General features: G+C 37.4%; 20 protein-coding genes. 18 read left to right on the top strand and 2 right to left on the bottom strand.

Annotated elements, in window-relative coordinates; genetic code table 11:
- Positions 1–54: 54 nt before the first annotated feature.
- Genes B5D25_RS01090 through B5D25_RS01080 form a run of 3 tightly spaced genes read left to right on the top strand, consistent with a single transcriptional unit; the run spans position 55 to position 4,271 of the window.
- Positions 55–984, top strand: a complete 930-nt coding sequence (locus tag B5D25_RS01090; protein WP_078785895.1) for an AAA family ATPase — start codon at positions 55–57, stop codon at positions 982–984.
- 19 nt (positions 985–1,003) lie between these two features.
- Positions 1,004–2,101: a DUF58 domain-containing protein gene (locus B5D25_RS01085; protein WP_078785894.1), complete on the top strand. Its 1,098-nt coding sequence runs from the start codon at positions 1,004–1,006 to the stop codon at positions 2,099–2,101.
- A complete protein-coding gene (locus tag B5D25_RS01080; RefSeq protein WP_078785893.1) occupies positions 2,082–4,271 on the top strand; it encodes a transglutaminase domain-containing protein in 2,190 nt (729 codons plus the stop codon). The genes B5D25_RS01085 and B5D25_RS01080 overlap by 20 nt, the downstream gene beginning before the upstream one ends.
- Before the next feature lie 142 nt (positions 4,272–4,413).
- Here B5D25_RS01080 and B5D25_RS01075 read toward each other — a convergent pair whose 3' ends face one another.
- Positions 4,414–5,313, bottom strand: a complete 900-nt coding sequence (locus tag B5D25_RS01075) for a LysR family transcriptional regulator (RefSeq protein WP_078785892.1) — start codon at positions 5,311–5,313, stop codon at positions 4,414–4,416.
- A 255-nt stretch (positions 5,314–5,568) separates the two neighbouring features.
- On the opposite strand from B5D25_RS01075, the gene metE reads away from it, so the two are divergent.
- From metE to B5D25_RS01010, 13 genes are all read left to right on the top strand, one after another.
- Complete coding sequence (gene metE / locus B5D25_RS01070; protein WP_078785891.1) at positions 5,569–7,842, top strand: 5-methyltetrahydropteroyltriglutamate--homocysteine S-methyltransferase; 2,274 nt, start codon at positions 5,569–5,571, stop codon at positions 7,840–7,842.
- Between the two features lie 298 nt (positions 7,843–8,140).
- Complete coding sequence (locus tag B5D25_RS12810) at positions 8,141–8,281, top strand: hypothetical protein (RefSeq protein ID WP_159444043.1); 141 nt, start codon at positions 8,141–8,143, stop codon at positions 8,279–8,281.
- A 420-nt stretch (positions 8,282–8,701) separates the two neighbouring features.
- Entirely contained in the window at positions 8,702–9,823 is a 1,122-nt protein-coding gene (locus tag B5D25_RS01060) for a tyrosine-type recombinase/integrase (protein WP_078785889.1), read from the top strand.
- A 423-nt stretch (positions 9,824–10,246) separates the two neighbouring features.
- Complete coding sequence (locus tag B5D25_RS01055; RefSeq protein ID WP_176755054.1) at positions 10,247–11,209, top strand: polysaccharide deacetylase family protein; 963 nt, start codon at positions 10,247–10,249, stop codon at positions 11,207–11,209.
- A gap of 73 nt (positions 11,210–11,282) precedes the next feature.
- Entirely contained in the window at positions 11,283–12,335 is a 1,053-nt protein-coding gene (locus tag B5D25_RS01050; protein ID WP_078785888.1) for an FkbM family methyltransferase, read from the top strand.
- Positions 12,336–12,347: 12 nt separating this feature from the next.
- Positions 12,348–12,590 carry an acyl carrier protein gene (locus B5D25_RS01045; protein ID WP_078785887.1) on the top strand — a complete coding sequence of 81 codons (243 nt, stop codon included), beginning with the start codon at positions 12,348–12,350 and terminating at the stop codon, positions 12,588–12,590.
- Positions 12,590–12,994 carry a VOC family protein gene (locus tag B5D25_RS01040; RefSeq protein ID WP_078785886.1) on the top strand — a complete coding sequence of 135 codons (405 nt, stop codon included), beginning with the start codon at positions 12,590–12,592 and terminating at the stop codon, positions 12,992–12,994. The genes B5D25_RS01045 and B5D25_RS01040 overlap by 1 nt, the downstream gene beginning before the upstream one ends.
- Complete coding sequence (locus tag B5D25_RS01035) at positions 12,991–13,965, top strand: hypothetical protein (protein WP_078785885.1); 975 nt, start codon at positions 12,991–12,993, stop codon at positions 13,963–13,965. Before B5D25_RS01040 ends, B5D25_RS01035 begins: the two co-directional genes overlap by 4 nt.
- A gap of 18 nt (positions 13,966–13,983) precedes the next feature.
- Positions 13,984–15,768: an HAD-IIIC family phosphatase gene (locus B5D25_RS01030; RefSeq protein ID WP_078785884.1), complete on the top strand. Its 1,785-nt coding sequence runs from the start codon at positions 13,984–13,986 to the stop codon at positions 15,766–15,768.
- Between the two features lie 21 nt (positions 15,769–15,789).
- A complete protein-coding gene (locus B5D25_RS01025; RefSeq protein WP_078785883.1) occupies positions 15,790–16,065 on the top strand; it encodes a hypothetical protein in 276 nt (91 codons plus the stop codon).
- A 464-nt stretch (positions 16,066–16,529) separates the two neighbouring features.
- Positions 16,530–16,823 carry a hypothetical protein gene (locus B5D25_RS01020; RefSeq protein ID WP_078785882.1) on the top strand — a complete coding sequence of 98 codons (294 nt, stop codon included), beginning with the start codon at positions 16,530–16,532 and terminating at the stop codon, positions 16,821–16,823.
- 87 nt (positions 16,824–16,910) lie between these two features.
- Positions 16,911–17,501, top strand: a complete 591-nt coding sequence (locus tag B5D25_RS01015; protein ID WP_078785881.1) for a cyclase family protein — start codon at positions 16,911–16,913, stop codon at positions 17,499–17,501.
- 300 nt (positions 17,502–17,801) lie between these two features.
- Complete coding sequence (locus B5D25_RS01010; protein WP_078785880.1) at positions 17,802–20,561, top strand: leucine-rich repeat domain-containing protein; 2,760 nt, start codon at positions 17,802–17,804, stop codon at positions 20,559–20,561.
- A gap of 216 nt (positions 20,562–20,777) precedes the next feature.
- On the opposite strand, the gene B5D25_RS01005 is transcribed toward B5D25_RS01010, so the two are convergent.
- Positions 20,778–21,689 carry an FKBP-type peptidyl-prolyl cis-trans isomerase gene (locus B5D25_RS01005; protein ID WP_078785879.1) on the bottom strand — a complete coding sequence of 304 codons (912 nt, stop codon included), beginning with the start codon at positions 21,687–21,689 and terminating at the stop codon, positions 20,778–20,780.
- A 188-nt stretch (positions 21,690–21,877) separates the two neighbouring features.
- Between B5D25_RS01005 and B5D25_RS01000 the strand changes: the two genes are divergently transcribed.
- Both B5D25_RS01000 and B5D25_RS00995 read left to right on the top strand, forming a co-directional pair.
- Positions 21,878–23,017, top strand: coding sequence for a cation diffusion facilitator family transporter (locus B5D25_RS01000; protein ID WP_078785878.1), 1,140 nt, complete (start codon positions 21,878–21,880; stop codon positions 23,015–23,017).
- 133 nt (positions 23,018–23,150) lie between these two features.
- On the top strand, positions 23,151–24,254 hold the full coding sequence (locus tag B5D25_RS00995; protein WP_090348086.1) for a DUF1294 domain-containing protein: 1,104 nt from the start codon (positions 23,151–23,153) through the stop codon (positions 24,252–24,254).
- Positions 24,255–24,310 lie beyond the last annotated feature (56 nt).

Raw genomic sequence — 24,310 nt, 5'->3', positions numbered from 1 at the left:
ATTGAATAGGAAGCCGCAAAAGCTTCCTATTTTTAATGAAAAAAGAGGGGAAAAATGTATCAGGAAAAAATCAGCATAATAAGAGAAAATATAGAAAAAAAGTTTATAGGTAAAAGAGAAGTGATCGATAATGTGATAATCGCGCTTATAGCCGGTGGTCATGTTCTTCTTGAAGATGTTCCCGGTGTCGGCAAGACTACATTTGCCAAAGCCTTATCACAGTCTGTAAGTGCCGGATTTTCGAGAATCCAGTTCACGCCGGACACGCTTCCTACAGATATAACAGGAACGTCTATTTATGATGCATCAAAGGGAGAGTTCAGGGTTGTTAAGGGACCTATCGATAATGAGATAATTCTTGCGGATGAAATCAACAGAACTCCACCTAAGACACAGTCAGCACTTCTTGAAGCTATGGAGGAGCATCAGGTTACAATAGATGGTAAAACGTACCCGCTTCCTCCGCTTTTTATGGTTATAGCTACGGAAAATCCTGTTGAACAGATAGGTACATATATGCTTCCGGAGGCTCAGCTGGATAGATTTCTTATGAAACTTTCAATTGGATATCCGGTAATGGATATGCAGATAAAAATGGCAAAGAAATATCTTGAGGGAGCTCTCGATGAAGAACTTACTCCTGTTGTTGAATCAAAGGATATCATTAAAATGCGTGAGGAAATGAAGCAGGTTGTCATGACGGATGAACTTGTGGAATATGCCCTGAATATTGTAGATAAATCAAGATCTAATGAAAATCTGGAATATGGACTCAGTCCAAGAGCAGCACTGGATCTCCTTACCGCATCAAAGTCAGCTGCATATGTTGCCGGAAGAGATTATGTTATTCCGGAAGACATTATAAATATGACAAAGATTACACTTCCTCACAGACTCGTATTTACAACACAGTCAAAGATGAATAGATATACAGGTTACCAGCTGATTGTAGATATAATTGATAAAGTAAACAGACCGCGATAATCTTCGGCAGGCCAATCATATGAATGAATCAAAAATAGTATCTAGTAAGATAAGTAATTTATTTGGCAGAATGAGTCGGATCATGCATAAAAGGATAGTTCCGATAATCATTTATATTATACTTGTTGTGGTGACCACAGTTAATGTGACCAATCATGGCGGGGTTGTTTCGTATGCATTTTTTTATGTGGCAATTCTGTATCTGCCGATTTCTGTTGTATATATCATTATTTCAATCTTCATGCTCAATATTTATCAGGAGATTGATCAGAAGATAATCCGTAAAAATTCACCACAGAAATATCAGCTTATAATTGAAAATGTATGGCCATTTCCGATAAGCGGAGTCAGGTTCTATTACAATAAGGAAATCACTTCTTTTAGGGATGATTTTACATCTCAGAGTTATAATCTGTCGTACAAAGAGAAGTTGGAAATAAGTACTGAAATGGTATGCAGATTTGCAGGAAGTTACGATGCGGGTATTGAAGGATTTTATTTGCAGGATCTTTTTGGAATTATAAGGATTAAGAAGAAAGTTGATATTCCTGTAAGACTTCATGTTATGCCACTGGTAAAGGAATTGACGGACGAAGAACAGAGGCGTCTTAATCGCATTAAAGAAATGGGTAATAATGTCAGCACAAATCTTCCTGATGATAATTTGGGAAATGATATAAGAAAATATATGCAGGGAGACAGCCTTAATACTGTGCATTGGAAAAATTATGCAAGGACGGGAGAGATGTATGTCAGAATTCCGGAAAAACAGGAGACTGAAACAACCTGTCTTGTACTTGTAACAACCACAGTTGATGGAAGTGTAGAGGCACTAAAGAGAAGAGACAGATATCTGGAATATATTGTTTCTATCGGTGTTTCCAGCAAACATCTTGTCGTATATTATTACAATCTCGGTGTCATGACTTGTGTTGTCGACAATCTTGCGGGATTCAAAGAATTCTTCAGGGAAGTGACGACCAAGGTCGGCGTGAATTCGGCAGCGGGATATGAAAAGGAATTATTAAATGCAGTATCTGGAAAATATAGAAGTGTATTGATTTTCAGAGAAGAGAATTTTGAGTTAAAGAAGGCTTATGGAGATAAAAAGTTCTAAAACTAAAGATGATCTTGTGGCAGAGAAGATGATAATGCTCCTTCCGGGATTTTTGATAACAATTTTCCTGATTTATTTTGTTATGCGTGATCTTGGTATAAAGCACATGAATCTATTCTTTACCTGCTGTTTTATTGGCTTCTTTCTTGGGTTGATGTGGCTTGCATCTATTTATCGCAAGATAAAATATAGCATTCCGGGTATCTTGATCGTTTCAGGGGTTCTCATGCTTATTTATCGGGACCTTATCTTGACAGTTAATATAGCTATAGTTGTTTTATCAATAATACTTTTCTATATTCTAAGCTTGGATAAGATCAAGAGATTCGGATTTCTGATCTTTATGATCGGAAATATCACATATTGGTGTATAAATAATACAAATGAAAAGATAGTTGTAATCTGTCTTATCATCGGCGGGATATACAGTCTCGGACGACTTTTCAAAAAAGAAGTGGATTATAATTACGTCGTTATAATGGGGATGCTACTTATTATTTTCATGTCATTTAAGGACAAGCCGCTCAGGGTGCAGTGGGTTGAGAAGTTGGCTGATTATGTGACAAATTCTCAAATGTTTTATGAGATAGAATATTTAACGTCGGACATTACCGGTGATTATAATGCATATACAGGTTATTCTGAGGTGGCATCTCTTACAGGAAGTATCAGTAAAGGTAAGGCCAGACGTGAACTTATATTTAAGAGAAGCAGCCTTACCAAAAATGTTTACCTAAAGGGTGCAGAGTTTAGGACTATCACAAAGAATGGATTTGAAGATAAGAGAAGAATTGCTCCGGACTACAATAATTGGTTTGTTTTATTTGTTAACGGACTTATGGATTCGGGCTTCAGTACGGCCAAGGTTCTTTGTTTTGTAAGAATAGAACGTGCGGAAGTTAAGTATGATTATATAAGAACCGATGATATCATTTATCCGCTTAATCTTCTTAAAATTGACAAGGATATAGCGAATGAAAAAAGACTTTATAAGGGTTATAAATATAATCTTATTTTCATGATGATGGATTATGGCAATCCATATTTCCTTGAGTTTGCGGATCATTTATCAACAAGTGATGTCACAAAAAAGATCAACTCATATAATGATGTTAAGGTTTATATGAATACAACATTTCATTTTAATCTTTCGGAGGTTATGAGCGAGTCTGAATATAATGAAATAGCTGATAACATAAGAAATGAAGGCACCTATGACAAGAACCTTGATGAATATATGGACATATCAATGTCTACTCCTAAGATTAAGAAGCTGGTGGAGGAACTTACTGTTGACTGTAAGAATGATTACGAGAAGGCGAAGGTTATAGAGGGTTATCTCAGAAAATACAAATATGACGGCAGCGTAAATCTGAGAGGCAGCGAAAATTATATAGAGGACTTTCTTTTCAAAACCAAAAGCGGATATTGCATTCATTATGCAGGTGCTATGGTTCTTATGTTGCGTGAAGCAGGTATTCCGGCAAGGTACGTAAGTGGATATATTCAAAAAGGTGATAAGCATGACATCATGAATACATCAGCTCATGCATGGGTTGAGGGATATATTGACGGAATGGGCTGGGTTTCATTTGAACCTACCACAAATGAGGCAAGTTCGGAAGAGAGCAGCTGGCATTTGCAGGTAAATGAAGAGCATTATAAGCCGGATGAAGAAAAGACAGAATTCGACTGGGAAAATTACTATAAGAATAAGATGGAAAAGGTCGATCAGGAGTATGAAAAGATTGACGGAGAAGATGATAAGATAAATGACGGCCGTTACAATAAGTCAGGTAAGAAGGGCGATTCGGAAAGAGTGAAAGTCATGAAGATGCTCTTTAAATATCTGGTGCTTTTCCTTGGCACGGCAGGTATATTCTTCCTTATGATCATAGGTATAAAAGCCTTATGGTATAAGCATCTTTCTTCAGAAAGAAAGCTTCATGAGATCGTTAAAAAAAGATGTAAAGCTATAGAGAAAAAGATCAAAGATGATGAACAAAAGAAGACACTCAGAAGTAATAATTCATCTATTTATGACTATTTAAATTTTGAAGAGGATGAAGAAGCTAATGAAAAACTCAAGAAGATATTTGACAAATATTATCTTGTGAGATTCAGAGGCGACAAAGTAAGTGAAGAAGAAATAAAGGAACTCGGAGGTTGATAAAACCTGCCGGGTTCCTTTATTTTTTATGCTTCCGAGTATTTATATTTCCGGACAATTAATATTCCGTGCATTTTAATTCTCGGGCGATTTATTTTCAGATTAATTTAGTTTTTTAGAAATACAACAGTTTCCGAGCAATTTAGCTGACCATATTTTTCAGGATATCTATATATTCATGTGTGAGATTTGAAATCGTAACGGAATTCGGAAGTATATAACCGATTTCCATATAATCATCGACATTCAGCGGGCGGGCTACAATATTTGGACCATTCAGGCTTTCATTTATAACACCGCTGCAGATTGTATAACCGTTCATTCCTACAAGAAAGTTAAATAATGTCGCTCTGTCGCGAACGATAAGCTCTTTGTCGCAATCCAGAGTGCTTAGGATTTCTTCTGAAAAGTAAAATGAATTGTGGCTTCCCTGCTCATATGAAAGACGAGGATAAGGTTTTAGATCCTCAAGAGTGATCTTCTTTTTCTTGGCAAGAGGAGAATCCTTTCCAACAAAGACATGAGGTTTAGCCTTGAAAAGCTTGGTGAATGAAAGGTTATTGTCTTTCAATGTTTTACGGATTACGGTTTCATTGAACGAATTTATATAAAGTATTCCGACTTCACTTCGCAGGGTTGTGACATCGCTTATGATATCGTAGGTTTCGGTTTCTCTCATATGAAATTCGTACTTGTCACCGCCGTAAGTTTTAAGAAGCTGAACAAAGGCTTCGACTACGAAAGAGTAATGCTGGGAAGAAACGCAGAAACGTGTCTTTCCCTTCTTGATACCATTATATCTTTCTTCTATAAGATTTGCCTGCTCAAGTACCTGACGGGCATAACCAAGGAATTCGTCTCCATCGGGAGTGATCTCTATTCCCTTCTTACTTCTTCTGAAGATAGTTATATTATATTCCTTTTCAAGCTCCTGAATTGATGCAGTAAGACTTGGCTGAGCTATGAATAATTTCTTGGCTGCTTCTGTTATATTGCCTGTTTCCGATACGGTTACGGCATAATAAAGCTGTTTTAAAGTCATGGTATCCTCCGTTATAGGCTGATTCTATATCTGATAAAAGCTGTTATCTATATAAGATAGATTTCTACTATATAATATCATTTATAATAGATAAAATCTATCAAAAATATATACTTTTATATATTTTATTTTGCTAAAAATCTAACGTATACTCGGGTACAAGATCAACGAAGAAATTTATACCGCGGAAACATTTTAAAAATATGAATGATCGAGAATGTTATATAAATAGCAGTTTGTAAAAGGAGAGTTAAAATGCAGACATCGGTAATCGGATATCCTAGAATAGGAAGAGACAGAGAATTAAAATTCGCATCAGAGAAATATTTTAAGGGTGAGATCAGTGAAAAGGAATTAAATGACGTAGCTGATGAGATCCGTAAGATCAATTATAAGAAACAGCTTGATAGAGGAATTACATATATTGCTTCAAATGACTTTTCATTTTATGACAATGTTCTTGATACAGCAGTAATATTTAATGTTATTCCTAAGAGATATAAGGAGCTCGGACTTTCCGCTCTTGATACATTCTTTGCAATGGCAAGAGGTTATCAGGGAGATAAGGGTAATGTTAAAGCTCTTGCAATGAAGAAATGGTTTAACACAAACTATCATTACATTGTTCCTGAAATTGAAGACGATACAGAAGTAAAGTTAACAGGAACAAAAGCATTTGACGAGTTAGTATTTGCAAAAGAAAACGGTGTTAAGGCAAAGACGGTCATCACAGGTCCTTTTACATTTTTAAAGCTTACTAGATTTACAGGTGAGAAGGTTTTAGGTGATTACATAGATATATTTGCAGAAGAATACTCTAAACTTGTGAAAGAACTTAATGATAAGGGCGCAGAGTGGATTCAGTTCGATGAACCTTATCTTGTGCATGACCTTTCTGATGATGATAAAAAGATATTCAAGGCTCTTTACAATAAAATACTTGGTGTTAAAGGCAGCGTTAAAGTGCTTGTCCAGACGTACTTCGGAGATATCAGAGATATCTATAAAGAAGTAACAGAGCTAGATTTCGATGGCATCGGACTTGACTTTACAGAGGGACGTAAGAGCCTTGATATCCTTAAAGAAAATGGTTTCCCTAAGGGTAAATTACTTTTTGCCGGTCTTGTAAACGGTAAAAACATCTGGAGAAATAATTATACAAAGACACTTGAGAAGCTTAATGAAATCATTAAGGTTGTAGGAGATAAGGATGCTGTTGTACTTAGTACATCATGCTCACTTCTTCATGTTCCTTATACTCTTGATAATGAAACAAAGCTTACAGATGATTATAAGAAGCATTTTGCATTTGCTGAGGAGAAGCTTGGAGAGCTCGCAGATCTTTCTGTTCTTGTTGATAAGGCAGAAGGAAAGATTCTTGATGATAATGCATCACTCTTCGTAAGCAGAGTTAACAGCAGCGACGCAGCTGTACAGGAGAGAGTTAAGAATATCAAAGATTCAGATTATACAAGACTTCCTGAATTTAAGGAGAGAGAGAAGATTCAGAAAGAGAAATTCAACCTTCCTCTTTTCCCAACAACAACTATCGGTTCATTCCCTCAGACAGCTGATGTTAGAAAGAACAGACTTGAATATAGAAAAGGCATCATTTCAAAGGATCAGTATATAGAGTTCAACAAGAAGAAGATTAAGGAATGTATCGATCTTCAGGAAGAAATCGGACTTGATGTACTCGTTCACGGTGAGTTCGAGCGTAATGATATGGTTGAATACTTCGGCGAGCACCTTGCAGGTTATATCTTCACAGAGAAGGCTTGGGTTCAGTCATATGGTACAAGATGCGTTAAACCACCAATCATCTGGGGTGATGTATCACGTAAAGAATCAATAACAGTTGAATGGTCTAAGTATGCAAAGAGCTGTACAGATAAAGAAGTTAAGGGAATGCTTACAGGCCCTGTTACAATCCTTAACTGGTCATTCCCAAGAGAAGATATATCACTTAAGGAAAGCACACTTCAGATTGCACTTGCTATCCGTGATGAAGTTCTTGATCTTGAGGCAAATGGTATTGACATCATCCAAATCGACGAAGCAGCATTAAGAGAGAAACTTCCGCTCAGACGTTCTGACTGGTATTCAGAGTATCTTGATTGGGCAATCCCTGCATTCCGTCTTGTTGCCAGTGGAGTTAAGCCTGATACTCAGATCCATACACATATGTGCTACAGTGAATTTACAGATATTATCCCTGCAATCGATGCAATGGATGCTGACGTAATCACATTCGAGGCTTCGCGTTCAGACCTTCTGATTCTTGATTCGCTCAGAGAGAATAACTTCAAAACAGAGGTTGGTCCTGGTGTATATGATATTCACAGCCCAAGAGTACCTTCTGTAGATGAGATCGTAAATGCAGTTAAGAAGATGAGAGAAAAGATTGATGATCAGAAGTTATGGATCAATCCTGACTGCGGACTTAAGACAAGAGGCGATGTTGAGACAAAGAAGAGTCTTATCAATCTTGTAGAAGCAGCTAAAGAACTTAGAGAATTAGCTAAATAAGACACGTCTTATTAATGATGATAAATAAATATACGTAATGAAGATTCCCTGCGGAGATTGTATCTCTGCGGGGAGTTTTTATTTTGCCGGGTATTTTTTTTCAAATGACTGATATTTGGATATAGTGGTATATTGGCAGTGATTGATATTAAAATGCAGTTATATGTAGGTGATGGCAGATGTTCTGGATTAAGATTAAGAAGGCTGATATGACCTTTACGGAAGGCAGCTGGATGCTTTCCGATGCACATCAGAAGCAAAGTCTATCTGTACATCCGGAAGCTGCGAGGTGAGGTTAATGATGATCGGTGATGTGATCATCGAATATGATTTCATCATCGATGTCAGTGACAGGGTGGAGAAGACAATCGGTGGTACAAGGATGAGCAATAACCTGGCAACGCCACTGTTTCGGTATAAGGAATTTATAGTCGGATAGGGTGGCTCCTACGGGAATGAGTACAGGTATAATTTCCTGTTCGCTCCGTATCTGGTTACGATCTGCAATCTGTCTCAGGCCGTGGTCAAGAACGCGGATAAGACGATGAAGATCACTTATACATTGACGGAGCAGGTGGTAAGTGCCTAATCTGTTTTTACAATATGGTGCGTTATGGTGGCGGTTTCCGATATGGAGCCGTCTATTTTATTATCGCAGAGTATGCAACTCTGCGGAACAAAAAAATCCCACAAAATATAATTCAAAATTATACTAAATGTCGCAAAATTTTTCAAGATGATCAAATTTTCCTGACGATACTTGTTGAATTTGATGTCCGAATAACCTATATGGTGGCAGTATACGAGAGAAATCTTGTATATTCGCCGTCAATTATATTGTCGTAAAGGAGGAAAATAGATGGCTCGAAAAGGAGAAAACATCTACAAAAGAAAAGACGGGCGATGGGAAGCGAGATTTATTAAGTCCCACCAGTTCGGAAAAGCTGTATATGGCTCTGTATATGGAAAGTCCTACAGCGAAGCAAAAAAGAGACGTTCAGAAGTTATGGCAAATTTGAAGAAAACTGAAAAAGTCGTAGCATTGCCCACACAGCCAAATCTAAGGCAGGTTTCTTCCATGTGGCTTAATAGTCTGCGTTCAACACGGAAGGCTTCAACCATAGTCAAATACAGCAACCAGCTAGAAAAGCATATTTTACCCGCGTTTGGTAATAAAATCCTATCAGAGATCAGTAATGAGGCGTTGATAGACTTTAGCAACACTCTTCTTACAGGTGACAATGGATTATCCACAAAAAGTGCATCCGATATCATTTCCCGCATAAAATCCATCCGAAAATATGCCCTGATAAATGGATATGAGGTCGGCTTTGTACCAGAATGCATTACCATACCGCAGAAACAGGGAACAATCCGTGTTTTATCACTTGAAGAAGAAACCACCTTACTTGATTTCCTGCAGAAACATCCGGATTTAACCAGTTTAGGAATCTTGATCTGCCTGTTCACAGGCATTCGTATCGGAGAATTGTGTGCTCTTACTTGGAATAACATATCACTGGACACCAAGAAGTTGAGCATTAAGAGGACAATGCAACGATTGCAGAACCTTGACAAAGATGCGGCCACAAAGACATATATCAGCATCGATGAGCCTAAAAGCAAATGTTCTATTCGTACCATACCCATACCAGACAACATTATTGATGATCTGAGCCGTGCTTATGTTAATGATGCTTTTGTTCTTACTGGAAGCCGAATTTCCTATGTGGAACCGCGTACTATGGAAAACCGCTTTAAGTCGATATTGGATAAATGCGGAATAGAAGATGCAAATTTTCATTCGCTCAGGCACTCATTTGCCACAAGATGTGTAGAAGTTGGATTTGACATCAAAAGTCTAAGCGAGATCCTCGGACATGCTAATGTGAACATCACATTGAACCGCTATGTCCACCCCACTATGGAATTGAAACGTGTGAACATGGATAAACTTTCGGCATTATTTGCCGTCAAATAAATGGTCATAGAATCCCGATATCCCTATATTTCAAGGGATATCGGGATTTTTACTATGAGTTGCATACTCTGCGAAGAAATCGGGGGATAAAGCAGAATTTGGATAAGAACGGAATGATGGATCAGATCAATAAAGAAGAATTGATAGACAAATCCGTATATGAGCTGCCGATTCTTCGGGCGCGTATAGACATGACGTAGGATGAAATCAGTGAGATTGCAGGATTATTCCGCCAAACATACTCGGTGTTGGAAACAAGGAAACGCAGAATGACATGGAGTAATTTCATGGCGCTGTTGTTTGTTTTCTACTTTAATCCCGTAACAAGGGAGGAAATCGAGAACGTTGGGATATTTCCAAATTCACTAAAGAGAGTTTTGGAGTCAAACCACCGGAAATAAAAACCATAGGAGGATTTCAACGATGTCAGAAGGTAAATTATTCATTTCAATGTATCATTACACAAGGGATTTAAAGCATAGTAGATATCCCGAGATTAAAGGACTTGATGCTCCTCTCCTTAGGAAGCAAATGGAGTTTTTTAAAGAGAACTGTAATGTTGTTACGATGGAACAGGTTATAGATGCTGTGAAGGGAAAATCTGAACTTCCCCCCAAAGCAGTATTGCTTACCTTTGATGACGGTTATGTTGATAATTTTACATTTGCTTTACCTATTCTTGAGGAATTCGGTTTTCAGGGTTCTTTCTTCATTCCTGGAAAGACATTCACAACACATCAGCTGTTGGATGTAAATAAGATCCACTACATACTTGCAAGTGCAGATATTAAGAAACTTGTTGTTGATGTTAAAGAAAAGATGGATTTTTATAGAGGGCAGGAATACGATTATCCTTCTACTGAAGAGTTATGGAATCAGTATGCAACAGATGATAGATTTGATGGAAAAGATACTGTCTTTGTAAAGAGAATACTGCAAACGGTTCTTCCGGAGAAATTAAGGAATCAGATTTCAAGTGACCTTTTCGAAAAATATGTTGGAGTGACGGAGGAGCAGCTGGCATATGAACTATATATGACGCCTGAGCAGATTCGTACCTTAAGAGAACACGGAATGTTTATTGGTTTGCACGGTTATGATCACTATTGGCTTGGTGATTTGTCTCCGGAGCAGATGCGAGAGGATATCTCCAAGGCATTGGAAACTATGGAGGAATTTATTGATCGCAAAGAATGGGTTATGAACTACCCATACGGAAGTTTTAATGACGATGTTCTTGCATACATCAAAGAAAATGGTGCTTGTGTGGGGTTGACTACAGAAGTGAGGGTGGCAGAAATCGGTAAGGATCCTGCACTTCAACTTCCAAGACTGGATTGTAATGATTTTCCTCCGAAGAGTGAGAATTATAAACAATGGGTATAAGGAGAACGAGCAATGATGGATTTGTCGATTTATAAGGAAATAATAATATGGGGGGGCATCTTTTCCTCAAGGAATGGTTGAAGGGGATGCAACATCTCATGGAAGAGCAATTGAAAGTTTGCAGGAACTTTTGGAAGCAAACAATTATTGGAATAAGGTTATTGGGATAGTTGATAGCAAAAAGGAGCTGCATGGAAGAGAACGTCTCGGGATAGGTGTCTATGATCCATCCTTTATAAGTTATCATCCTGATGCTCTTGTGATTATAAATACTATTTCGATAAAAGCTATTCAGAAAGCAATGAGTGATATGGGGATTAAAAATGATTACGTTGTTATTCCGTATTATTTTTACCATGGAACGCTAGAGCATATTTATGATAACGATGTGGCATACAAGGATATTATTCAGCATGAAACGGAACTAAGACAACTGTATTTTTTAGAGGACAAGCAAACTCAAAGGTATTTTGATGTAATATGCAAGATTAGAAAGCATAACCAAGACGATTTATATAGACCAGATGATTATGAAGGGACGGGAGAAAACTTAGAATATTTCTGTGACGCTGATATAGCTCCTAAGGGGGACGTGACATATATTGATGTTGGTGCTTATGACGGAAATAGTATAGAGCCTGTTGTAAGTTTTTACGGCGATAGGATAAAGAGAATTATGGCATTTGAGCCAGATGATAAATCTTGCGTTAAGCTTCAACAATATGTTGATAGGAAGGGATTGTCTGCAAAGACTGAGATATATCCATATGCTCTTGGATCAGAAAATAAAACTATTCATTTATCAAGTTCTGGTTTGTTTAGTATTGTTTCCGATGAAGGGGAAAATACATTAGAGCAAAAAATCTTTGATGAATTAGATACTGAGATTATTGGTGATGCAATGGTTAAAATGGACATAGAAGGGTCTGAATTGGATGCATTAAAAGGAATGAAAAAACTAATAAGTGATAAAGAGCCATATTTGGCAATTTGCTTATATCACAAGATTCAAGATTTATTTGAGATTGCTAAGTACTTGAAGGACGCAAATCCTACATATCGCTTATATATTCGGGGGGGATGGCACCTCGAATGTTGGGCAGTTCCCGAAAGGCATTTTAGTTGAAAGGAGTGCAGCATGAAAAAAGAAGATATTATGGTAAAACTACAGGAAATTTTTGCGGATGTTTTTGGAAACGATAATCTTTCTATAAATGAAGAAACAAATGCAGATGATATAGACGCATGGGATAGTCTTACTAACATCACTATATTAGCAGCTGTTCAAGATGAGTTCTCTGTTTCATTCGAAATAGATGAAATAGTTGCAATGAAAAATGTTGGCGAAATGATAGCTGCTATAGCGGAGAAGATAAAGTGATGTTGGGATCAGTTCATCATATCGGATATCTTGTGAAGGATATTAATAAGTCTATGAATGCATTTGGCTCTTTAGGTTATGAGATTGAAACAAATCCATTTTATGATGCTGAGAGAATGTCTAACTTTTGCTTCATGACTAAGGATGACACACGAGTTGAATTGGTAGAGCCAGCAAAGGAATCGGATATTTTCCCACTTCTAAAAACCTACAATAATTGCATTTATCATATGTGCTATCGAGTGAAGGATATCGATATTGAGGTGTCCGAATTAAAAAAACAGGGTTATTTATTGTTCAGAGATAAGCAGGCGGCTCCAGCGATTTCTGAAACAGCAGTTGTTGTTTTTTTGATGCATTCAAGAATGGGTATTATTGAATTATTGCAGGAGGGTGAAAAATGATTAGATTTGCTGAGAAAAAAGATATTGATAAGATTATGCATTTTATTGATACATACTGGAGAAAAGGACATATCCTTGGCAACAATCGCAGCTTTTTTGAATATGAACATTTACTTCCAGAAGGTGTCAGTTATGTAATTTCTGAAGATGAAAACGGAGATATAAACGCGATCTTGGGCTATATACCTTATGGTAATAAAAATAGAGACCTGATGACAGTGATGTGGAAAGCCAATCATACAGCACATTCGTCACTTGGCCTTGAGCTTTTTAAATTCCTTAAGGATAATGGTGATGCAAGAATAATGGCTTCGCCCGGAAGCAATCCTAAACTAAAGGGGCTATATCATTATTTGGGATATCAGTTTGGAAAAATGACACAGTGGTATAGACTGCGAAAAATGGACAAGTATGAAATAGCGGTAATAAATGACTACGACATTCCAGTAGTTTCAGAAGGGGCTCAGTTTATTCTTTTGGATAACTGGGATATGTTTGAGAAGAATTTTGATTTTTCGAGTTATTCCAAGGAGAGCAAGCCATATAAGGAAGCTTGGTATATTAAGAAGAGGTATTATGATCATCCGATTTATAAATACAACGTTTATGGCCTTTTAGATGAGAGTAAAAAAGTAGTGCTTGCCGTTGTTTTTAGGGTTATTCAGGTCAATGGCAAGAATATAGTAAGGCTTATTGATTGTATCGGTGATTTCAATTATATGGGATTTATGTCTTCTTTACTGGATTCCGTTTTGAAAGAAAACGAGGCAGAATATGTTGATTGCTATGAGGTCGGTGTAAAGGAAGAGCTTATGCAAGAGGCGGGATGGAAAAGAACAGAGGGTTCTGGAAATATCATTCCAAATTATTATGCCCCGTTCACACAGGAAAATATAGATATTTATTATTTTTCTGGCGATCCGGATATTGTTTTGTTTAAAGGAGACGGTGATCAAGATAGACCAAATTAGGCGAAAGAGGTGTAGGTAATGGACTATTTTTCATATCCGTTGGATACAAAGACATTGCTTCGGAAGAAAATAGCAATCAAGAAAGAGTTAAGAGAACAGGATATTGTTTGGACAGAAAAGAGAGTCGCCGTTCTGGGCGGCTCTACTACTAATGAAATAGTTGATCAGCTTGAATTGGCGCTTCTTTATTACGGAATAAAAGCGAAGTTCTATCAATCGGAATATGGAAAATTCTGGGAAGATGCTATGTTCGGAAATGAAATACTTGATTCGTTTTGCCCGGATATTATTTTTATTCATACCAGTTGGAGAAATATATTACGTTATCCTGAGATCAAGAATTCATCAGAAGAAGTATCGGATATGTTGAAGGATGAGTTCGCTCGTTATGAAACTATGTGGGCAGCTTTAAAATCCAAGTTTTCGTGCCCTATCATACAGAATAATTTTGACAGACCAAATTATCGCTTGATGGGCAATAGAGACATTTGGGATCATAGAGGAAGGAGTAATTATATCTTTAATTTGAACAGCATGCTTTATGATTATGCCAAGTCGCAATCATCGTTTTATATTAACGATATAGATTATATTGCACAAGAATATGGCTTGGCTCAGTGGAGTGATTCTGTTTATTGGAATATGTATAAATATGCCTGCCCGATGAATGCTATTCCTTATGTTTCATTCAGCGTTGCGAATATTATCAAATCTATTTTTGGCAAGAATAAAAAGCTTCTTGCCCTGGATCTTGACAATACCTTGTGGGGAGGCGTTGTCGGAGATGATGGAGTAGAGGGAATAAAGATAGGCTCCGAAATTCCTAAGGGTCAGGTTTTTTATGAGTTTCAAAGGTACTGCAAAGATTTACAGCAAATAGGGGTAGTTCTTGCGGTAGATTCAAAAAATGATGAAGAGAACGCTCTTTCTGGGTTAAACCATCCTGACGGGGTGCTTAAGCCAGAGGATTTTGTATCAATAAAAGCTAATTGGAATACGAAAGATCAAAACCTACGCGAGATATCCGAGGAGTTGTCATTAGGAATGGATAGCTTTGTGTTTGCAGATGATAATCCAGCCGAGCGGGAAATAGTAAGCAAGCAACTCCCTATGGTGTCTGTTCCAGCAATGGATGGAGCAGAAAAATACATCCAGATTCTAGACAGATCCGGATACTTTGAAGTGACTGGTATCTCAGATGAAGACTTGTCGAAAACAAGTCAATACAAGGCAAGGGCAGAAGCGAAAACTGCTCAGGCTTCTTTTGGCAATTATGAAGAATACCTTGAGAGCTTGGAAATGAGGGCAGAAATAACCGGATTTGAACCCATTAGCATTCAGCGCGTAGCACAGTTGACCAACAAATCTAATCAGTTTAATCTTACGACATTAAGATGTAGCGAGGATGATATTCGTAGGATGCAAGACAGTCAGAATTATATTTGCTTATGTGGAAGGCTGATTGACAAATTCGCAGATAATGGAATTGTAACGGTTGTCTCTGGGGAAATAATGGGGGATGCCTTACATATCAGATTATGGCTTATGAGCTGTCGAGTGTTGAAGCGAGGTCTGGAAGATCTGATGATGAATGTTCTGCTGGAGAAGGCTCGAGATAGAGGAATAAAAAGGGTATACGGTTATTATTATCCAACCAGCAAAAATAATATGGTAAAGGACTTTTACGAGAACGTGGGATTTACACTTGAAAAGGAAAATGCTGATGGGAGTACGATTTGGCTATTAGATGTGTTATCATATGTTCCGAAACTCACAACAATAGAGTGTAAAAGTGATACATAGTACTCATGTGGGAGAATTATATTGGATATTCTGAATGCCATTTTTTCAAAACCGGAGTATAAGATTCCGGTAGAATTTGATACAGATGATTTTAAGGAGGAGGTACGAAAACTTCTCAGTTCCTATATAAAAGAACTTGAAGAAGTCGGTGTATCTGAAAATGTTATAGAGTATGTAATGCCAAGACAAAAACATATGACCTGGATGCTCAACCTACTAAAGAAGAGAAGATCATCTCATACTTGCAGAAAAGACATATTTTCACAAGAGATGGAAACAGATATTCATATGCGTTAAGTGTATTTGGAATGACGGAGATGGCGATGCTCAGAGATGGATTTGACGACATAGACGAAGTCCCGATAATATTGGAGGATATTTCGCCAGAAGAGATAGATGCATTGTTTGACGATCCGTCTTAATTCCGTAAGAAAAAATCGGAAGAACACTAAAACTGATACCTAGACCTTCAGAAAGAGAAAATATCTGGAGGTCTTTTATTATGGGTATGAGCATAGAAGAAATGAAGAACGTGGATGTGTTCGAGGGTGACAGGATACATATTCATTGGATATTAATTTTACTATAATTGTCATTCCGTAAATAATCGATTTTCACACAAGGGATATGGCAAAATCGGGTTGATTTTAATTATGCATGGGTGGATAATAAAAGAAATCATTTCATAAAAAAATTTTGACAAAATAAAAGCCTTTACAAAAACGAACATATGTTCTATAATTCCGATAAGAGGTGAGCATATGGGTATAGATTGTAAAGCACCGCAAAAAGTGGATGTGATATGTCAGCATTCGGTTGACGGAACAGTTATACCGCTTCGAATAAGATTAACTGATGAGGACGGACAGAGGCAGGTATTCAATATAAAAGAATATATGGATATATCACATAAAGGAAGTTATACAACTGCAGATGGAGTATTTGTGACAGATAACAATCTTATTTTTGAATGTAAGATCCTGGTTATCAATATGATCAAGAAAATCACCTTATATTATTCGCCATTTAATCAAAGCTGGACGATGACAGGGTGAATTTTTTGTATGTATTTATGGGGATTTGACTCGGGTTATCCGGGATGTAAATTAACGGAGAGGTATAGATTAACGGAGGGGTAGAAAATGATATATGATATTGCTCAGGAAGTATTTGGATGTGAAGTTTTTCCGGGAGATCCGCAGCCGGAAAAGATAACAGCATTAAGTCTGAAAAATGGTGATGTATGTAATCTTACGGAGATTCATATGTGTGCACATAATGGTACACATGTGGATGCACCTTATCATTTTTTAGATGAAGGAAAGACCATAGATCAGGTTGATCTTGATAGATTCATTGGATATGTCTATGTTGCGGAACATGAAGGTGATATCCTTGCAGATGATGCAAGGAGGATACTTGAATCAGCTAAAGCGAAAGATGAGAGAGCAGTTGAGAGGATACTTGTCAAAGGTAAGGCAACTGTTACAAAAGGAGCTGCTGAAGTATTTGCGGAAGCAAAGATTAAACTTTTCGGAAATGAATCTCAGACAGTGGGTCCGCTTGAGGCACCAAAGGAAGTACATCTCATAATGCTTGGTGCGGAGATAGTCCTTCTTGAAGGAATAAGATTAGCAAAGGTTCCTGAGGGAGTCTATCTACTGAATGCTGCTCCGTTAAACCTTGGTGGAGCAGACGGTTCGCCATGCAGAGCAACTCTGATGGATATATAAATCTGTTTGCGATATATAATTGAATTCTTAACAAAAATTAATAAATCTTAAATATGGCTAGTTATAAGGCGTTAACCAGTCTTATGTAATTGGTGCGCCTTTTGTAGCCCGGCTCAGCCCTTGACAATGGCAAATAAACGTTGTTATATTTTTTTTGAGATACATATAGGTATGCATTTTTTATGTACAAATACTATGAAAACTATGAAAGCTATGAAAAATGTGAGGGGATATTTATATGTATACTTTTCTTAAATAATGATCGTTTTTAACGATCGGGTAGTTTTATAGAAGGGAAGTATGAATATGAAAAAGACCATTAAGGGCAGGGCATCCAGAATCCTTGCCGGCTGTTTGGCAACGGTTATCGCTGTTGTCAGCGGAGCTATGCCTTTTGCTGGGGCAAAAAAAGTTTCTGCAGCAAGTTACAATCTTAAACCTGTAACTATTAACTCTACAAATTTTCCGGATCCTAATTTCAGAAGAGCTATCGTGGATAACTTCGACAAGAACAAGGATAATGTCCTTGATTCAGATGAGCTTCTTGTCGCAAGAAATCTCTGGTGCGTAAACTATGGTATCAAAGATACTAAAGGTATCGAACTTATCACAGAGTTACGTGGACTTTATTGTATGCACAATAAAATAACATCTGATAAGTTTAATCTCAGCAAGAATAAACTTATTACCGGAATATGGTGCTCTAATAATAATCTCAAAACTCTGGATTTTTCGGCACTTCCAAATCTTGAATGGGTTTATTGTTTTGAGAATGGATTAACATCACTTAATGTATCTAATAATCCTAAATTATCATATCTTGAAGTAAATACTAATCCACTTAAGAAACTTGATGTATCACGTAATCCATTACTTGAGCATTTAACAGTAGGATCTTGCGAACTTACAACACTTGATGTAACTCACAATCCAAACTTACAGCATCTTGATGCTTTCAGAAATCATTTCAAGAAACTTGATGTTACAAAGAATCCAAAGCTTAAGCGTCTGGATATCTGGGATAACAGAGGACTTGGAAGTATTGATATTACACATAATCCGGGATTACAGTATTATAACTGTGCTCATAATGATGTAAAAAGTATCGATGTTACAAAGAATCCGGAGCTCAATAAGCTTATATGCAGTTATAATGGCGATTTAAAGAAACTTGATATCAGCAAGAATCCAAAGCTTGTATATCTTGCATGCGAGTGTGACGGAATTACAAACTTAGATATTTCAAATAATCAGAAGTTATATTTCTTACAGGCATTTACCAATCCATTTACAAAACTTAATATTGGTAACAACCCACTTCTTTTAAAGACATACAAAGAAGGTACAAAGCAATCAGAATACAAAGTATGTAAGGGACATTCATGGACGATTGATTACGGTGGAGATACATCTACCGGAGGAGATAATATATATTTCCTTTGCTTTGATGATGCGGTAACACTTAGTACAAAGGCAACAAAGGCAAGTACGATCAGTAACGAGATCAGATATTCAGATCTTGGAACAAGTGTTGCAGAGAAGGATCTTCTTACAAGAGAAGCAGTTGTTGATACTCTTTATAAAATGGCAGGAAGTCCAAGTGTTGCAGGATTAAAGACAAGATTTAAGGATGTTAAGTCAGGTCAGTGGTATACAAATGCACTCCTTTGGGGACAGAAGAATGCTCTTTGTATGGGTTATCCATATTTCTCATCTGATACTTTCGGTGTTGGTGAGTATATCACAAGACAGGATGCTGTATTTATGCTCATGAGATATTCAGAGTATAAGAAGTATGAGAGATCAATAGACTTCGGTAGAAGTGATGAATATATCGATTACTATGATATTGATTATGAACACTGGGAAGCAATATGCTGGGCAGCTACATGGAATATCATGGAAGGCAAGGGAGCTAAGGGTGCTCCAAAGTCTGAGCAGAGAATCGATCCATACGGAAGAGTTACTCGTAACGATTTCATAAAAATGGTTAAAAATATGTTTGAGAAGAATAAAATCTCAACATCAACAAATATACCATTATCAAATAATGGAAAGGCTAATGCACATGCTTTTGCTGAACCAACATGGAAATGGAACGGTTCAACAAGTGCTGCAGCAAAATTCAAAGATAAGAATAACAGTAATTATGTTGTAGTTGTTGACGCATCTATGAAGACAACATACAATCCAAAGCCTACAATAAATAAAGCAGGAAAGAAGACAGTTACAGCTTCTGTAACATTTAACGGAAAGACTTATAAGACATCTAAGACTGTTGATGCTTACGTATTTGATAAGAATATAACAGGACTTCAGAGATATAATGGAGGACTTTACTACACAAAGAATGGTATTTTCGACAAGACATATAATGGAAAAGCTAAATTCGGAAGTGACTGGTACTTTGTAGTAAATGGTAAGATTGATACTTCAAGAACAGAACTTGTTAAGACTACTATCAATGGTGTAACCGGATGGTATAACATTACAAGAGGTAAGGTTAAGGGTACAGGCGAAAGCTTTGCCAAGAATGCTTCCGGATGGTTTTACTGCAGAAACGGAAAAGTTGATTTCTCAAAGAATGATATCGTTAAGGGAACTGTCAAAGGTGTAACAGGTTGGTGGCTTGTTAAATCAGGACAGGTTAAATTTATCGATACAGTAGATAAGAACAGTAGCGGCTGGTGGGCAATCCAGAAGGGTAAAATAAACTTCAACTTTACAGGATTTGCCAAGAATCAGAATGGCTGGTGGTATTGTGAAAATGGTAAAGTTAACTTTGCTAAGAAAGATGTAGTAAAGGGAACAATAAATGGTGTGACCGGCTGGTGGTTCGTAAATGGCGGACAGGCTAAGTTTGTTGATTCAGTAGAGAAGAACAGCAGCGGCTGGTGGGTTATCCAGAAGGGTAAAGTAAACTTTAACTTCAATGGTATTGCTAAGAACTCAAGTGGTTCTTGGTACTGCAAGGGAGGAAAAGTTCAGTTTGGATATACCGGAACTGTAAAATACAACGGAAAAACATATAAGATTCAGGGTGGTAAGGTTGTTAACTAAACTTATGACAGATTGTCAGGTCGTTTAGATAAACATGATCATTGACAGAATCATAAATTAAAGTGATCAAGGGATCGGCAAAAATTGCCGGTCCCTTGTGCTGTATATATTAATATATTTATCTAATTGTATGTGAAACCTCACACGACTGAAGTCACAAGTGTGCGGCTAGTTATCAAAATACTTATCTGATTTTGTATAACAACATTTATATGATTAATCTTCGATAGAGATTACTTCAATCTGGAAATTAAGAGCCTTTCCTGCAAGTTCATGATTTGCATCGAAAGTGATCATGTCATCAGTCTTCTCCGATACAACAGCAGGGAAACGCTGACCGTTACTGTTAGAAAGAACGATGTGATCGCCTACCTTAAGATTCTCTGCTCCCGGAAGTTCATTCTGAGGAAGTGTAAGTACGGCACGAGGATCTCTCTCTCCATAAGCTTCTTCAGGAAGAAGATGGATGTCGATCTTATCACCTACAGACATATTTACAACAGCCTTATCAAATCCAGGAATCATCATTCCTGTACCGCAGACAAATGAAAGTGGCTGATTTCTGTCATAAGAAGAATCGAACTTGCTTCCGTCATCAAGTGTTCCTGTATAATGAACGCTTACAACTTTTCCTGCATTTGGTCCCTCATGAATGATAGGAAGAGACTTTGGATCGAAACTACCGCAGCCGCCACATCCGCCGCAACCGCCTTCGGAACTTCCGCATCCACCACAGTCACTGTCGCTGCTTCCACATCCGCAACCTCCACATGACTCATCATCTGAATTATCGCCGCAGCCTGCACAACAATTTGCACCTGCTGAAACGAGCTCTTCTTCAAGATAAAGAAGAACAGCTTTATCAGCTTCTCCTGATGCACCTGAAATGAGCTGGATACCCTTTTCTAAAAGTGCATTCTGTGCTTCTGCACCGGCATTTCCACAGATAACTACATCAACATCATTCTCATTGAGTAAAGATGAAATAGCGTTATGTCCTTCGCCATTTGCCTGAAGCATTTCAGTTTTATCTATCTGCTGTCCTGTGATTTCGTAAATCTTGAATTCTTTAGTTTTTCCAAGGTGAGAAAAAACCTGTCCGTTTTCGTAAGATACTGCAATTTTCATTTATATATAATCCTTTCATAAAAAATCTATTCCAAATTTTTTGGCACTCCCACCATTATATAGAAAAAGGTTCTATATTGAAAGAAAAAAATTAAAAACGGCTATAATAGTTATAATTATTCTTCGAAAACTATAAATATATGATATTATATAAATAGTGTTTTTGCGGGTAAAGAGAGGGTAAATATATGAGTAAAGAAAAAAATATACCGGATAGTGCTGCGGTCAGTCGTGACAAGATAATAGTCAGAACCAGTATTATAGGAATACTTACAAATGTTTTCCTTGCATCATTTAAGGCGGGAATAGGTCTTATTTCCAATTCGATAGCAGTAATACTTGATGCTGTAAATAATCTGTCGGACGCACTTTCGTCAATCATAACAATAGTCGGTACGAAGCTGGCCGGAAGACTTCCTGACAAGAAGCATCCACTGGGATACGGAAGAATGGAATATCTTACAGCCATGATAGTAGCGGGAATCGTTTTATATGCAGGTCTTACTTCAGCGGTTGAATCAGTGAAGAAGATAATCCATCCTGAAAAGGCGGATTACAGTACGATTTCACTTGTGATAATCGGCGTGGCTGTAGTTGTGAAGATCATTCTCGGACGTTATGTTAAAGGTCAGGGTGAGAAGGTTAATTCGGGTTCTCTTATAGCATCAGGATCAGATGCATTATTTGATGCAATTCTTTCTATGTCGGTTCTTGCGTCAGCAATCATTTTTATTTTAACAGGCATTTCTCTTGAAGCATGGGTTGGTGTATTTATATCCGTGATCATCATTAAATCAGGTATTGAAATGATGATAGAGACCGTAAATGAAATTCTCGGTGTGCGTGCTGATAAGGAAGTTACAGACAAAATCAAGAAACTTATGGTTGAGGAGCCGGAAGTTAGCGGCGCTTATGATCTTATACTTTATAATTACGGTCCGGACAAAAATTATGCATCTGTTCATATCGAGCTTCCGGACACTATGACAGTCAAAGAAGTTGATAAGATCACAAGAAAACTTGAAAAAAAGGTTTACAAAGAAACCGGTGTAATACTTGCGGGAGTAGGACTTTATTCGATAAATACAAGTGATGATGAAACTGCAAAGATACTTAATGCAGTAAGAGAAAAGGTCCTTAGTCATGAGTGGGCCATACAGCTTCATGGATTTTATCTTGATATAGAAGAAAAGGAAATGAGATTTGACGTGGTCATAAGTTTTAAGGTAAATGCCAGGGATGCAATGGCCACTCTGTACGAAGAATTAAAGAAAGATTATCCGGGTTATGATATACAGATATCGCCGGATGTTGATGTATCGGACTGATTTTATAAAAATGAAAATATTTCGGACTGATATAGATAGGACTGATATAGATAGTACTAATATCTTATGGGTTGAGGGGACAAGATCATTTCGCATAAATCAGGAAAGTTAGAGGAGTTAAAGGTAGATAAAAATGATACTCGTATACTATCTTTTTATGATAAATCTTACAGCATTCGTTCTGTATGGTATAGATAAAAGGAAGGCTATAAATCATTCGAGAAGGATATCGGAAGCGACTCTCATAATGGTTGCTGCCATTGGCGGTGCATTAGGCGCTTTTGCCGGTATGCTGGTATTTCATCATAAAACAAAAAAGAAAAAATTCCGAATAACAGTACCGATTCTTTTGGTATTTTATATTATATTGAATGCATTTTTTCTTTATCAGAATTATCATATAGTTATTACGGAATATGATTATCAGAGCCCGAAAGTCAGTGAATCAATGGACGGATATGTCATAGTGCAGATTTCAGATCTGCACAATCAGTGGTTTGGATTCGATGAGAAGATCCTTCTTTCTAAAATTCGAAAATGTGAACCGGATATGATTGTTGTGACCGGAGATGTTCTTGATTCCGGGCATACTTGTTATGAGTTTGCTGAGGACTTTTTCCGTGGGGCGGTTGATATTGCGCCGGTATATTATATAACCGGAAATCATGAAGAGTGGTTGAAGGGAAAGCGGTTTGATAAATTCCTGACAGATATAGAGAAAATGGGCGTGCGACTTCTTGATGATAAAATGACATGCATCGATAGCACACCTACCGGTTTTAGTGATGAGATTTTCGACGAGTCGAGCGACAGCGGGGAAAATGATCAGAATGGCGACGTAGTCAGAAGATTTAAATTAGTAGGTATTTCGGAAAGTTCTCTCGGAGGAAATATTAAATCTAAAGTAGATTCCATCAAGGAAGAGTGTGCTCTTTCGGGAGGAGATGAAGATACATTAATGATACTTTTGGCTCACGAACCACGTTATTTGGAAAGCTACAACAGTGCCGGGGCAGATCTTGTTCTTGTAGGACATAATCATGGAGGTCAGTTTGTAGTTCCGGGAAAGGGAGGCTTCATTTCTCCGGATATGGAAATCTTCCCGAAGTTTTACGGCGGTCGTCATTCATTTAATGATACAACCATGATCATAAGCAGGGGTCTTGGCAACAGTGTTATTCCTGTCAGGATCAATAACTATCCGGAGATCGTGAAAATCACATTACATGCAGAATAATATAATAAGCTTATAAGATTGTGCCTTTCGGACACAGTGATTGGCAGAAAGATGGG

This window comes from Eubacterium ruminantium, from assembly GCF_900167085.1.
In the GTDB taxonomy this organism is placed as follows: Bacteria; Bacillota; Clostridia; order Lachnospirales; family Lachnospiraceae; genus Eubacterium_Q; species Eubacterium_Q ruminantium.
This window is presented reverse-complemented; position numbering and strand designations above follow the sequence as displayed.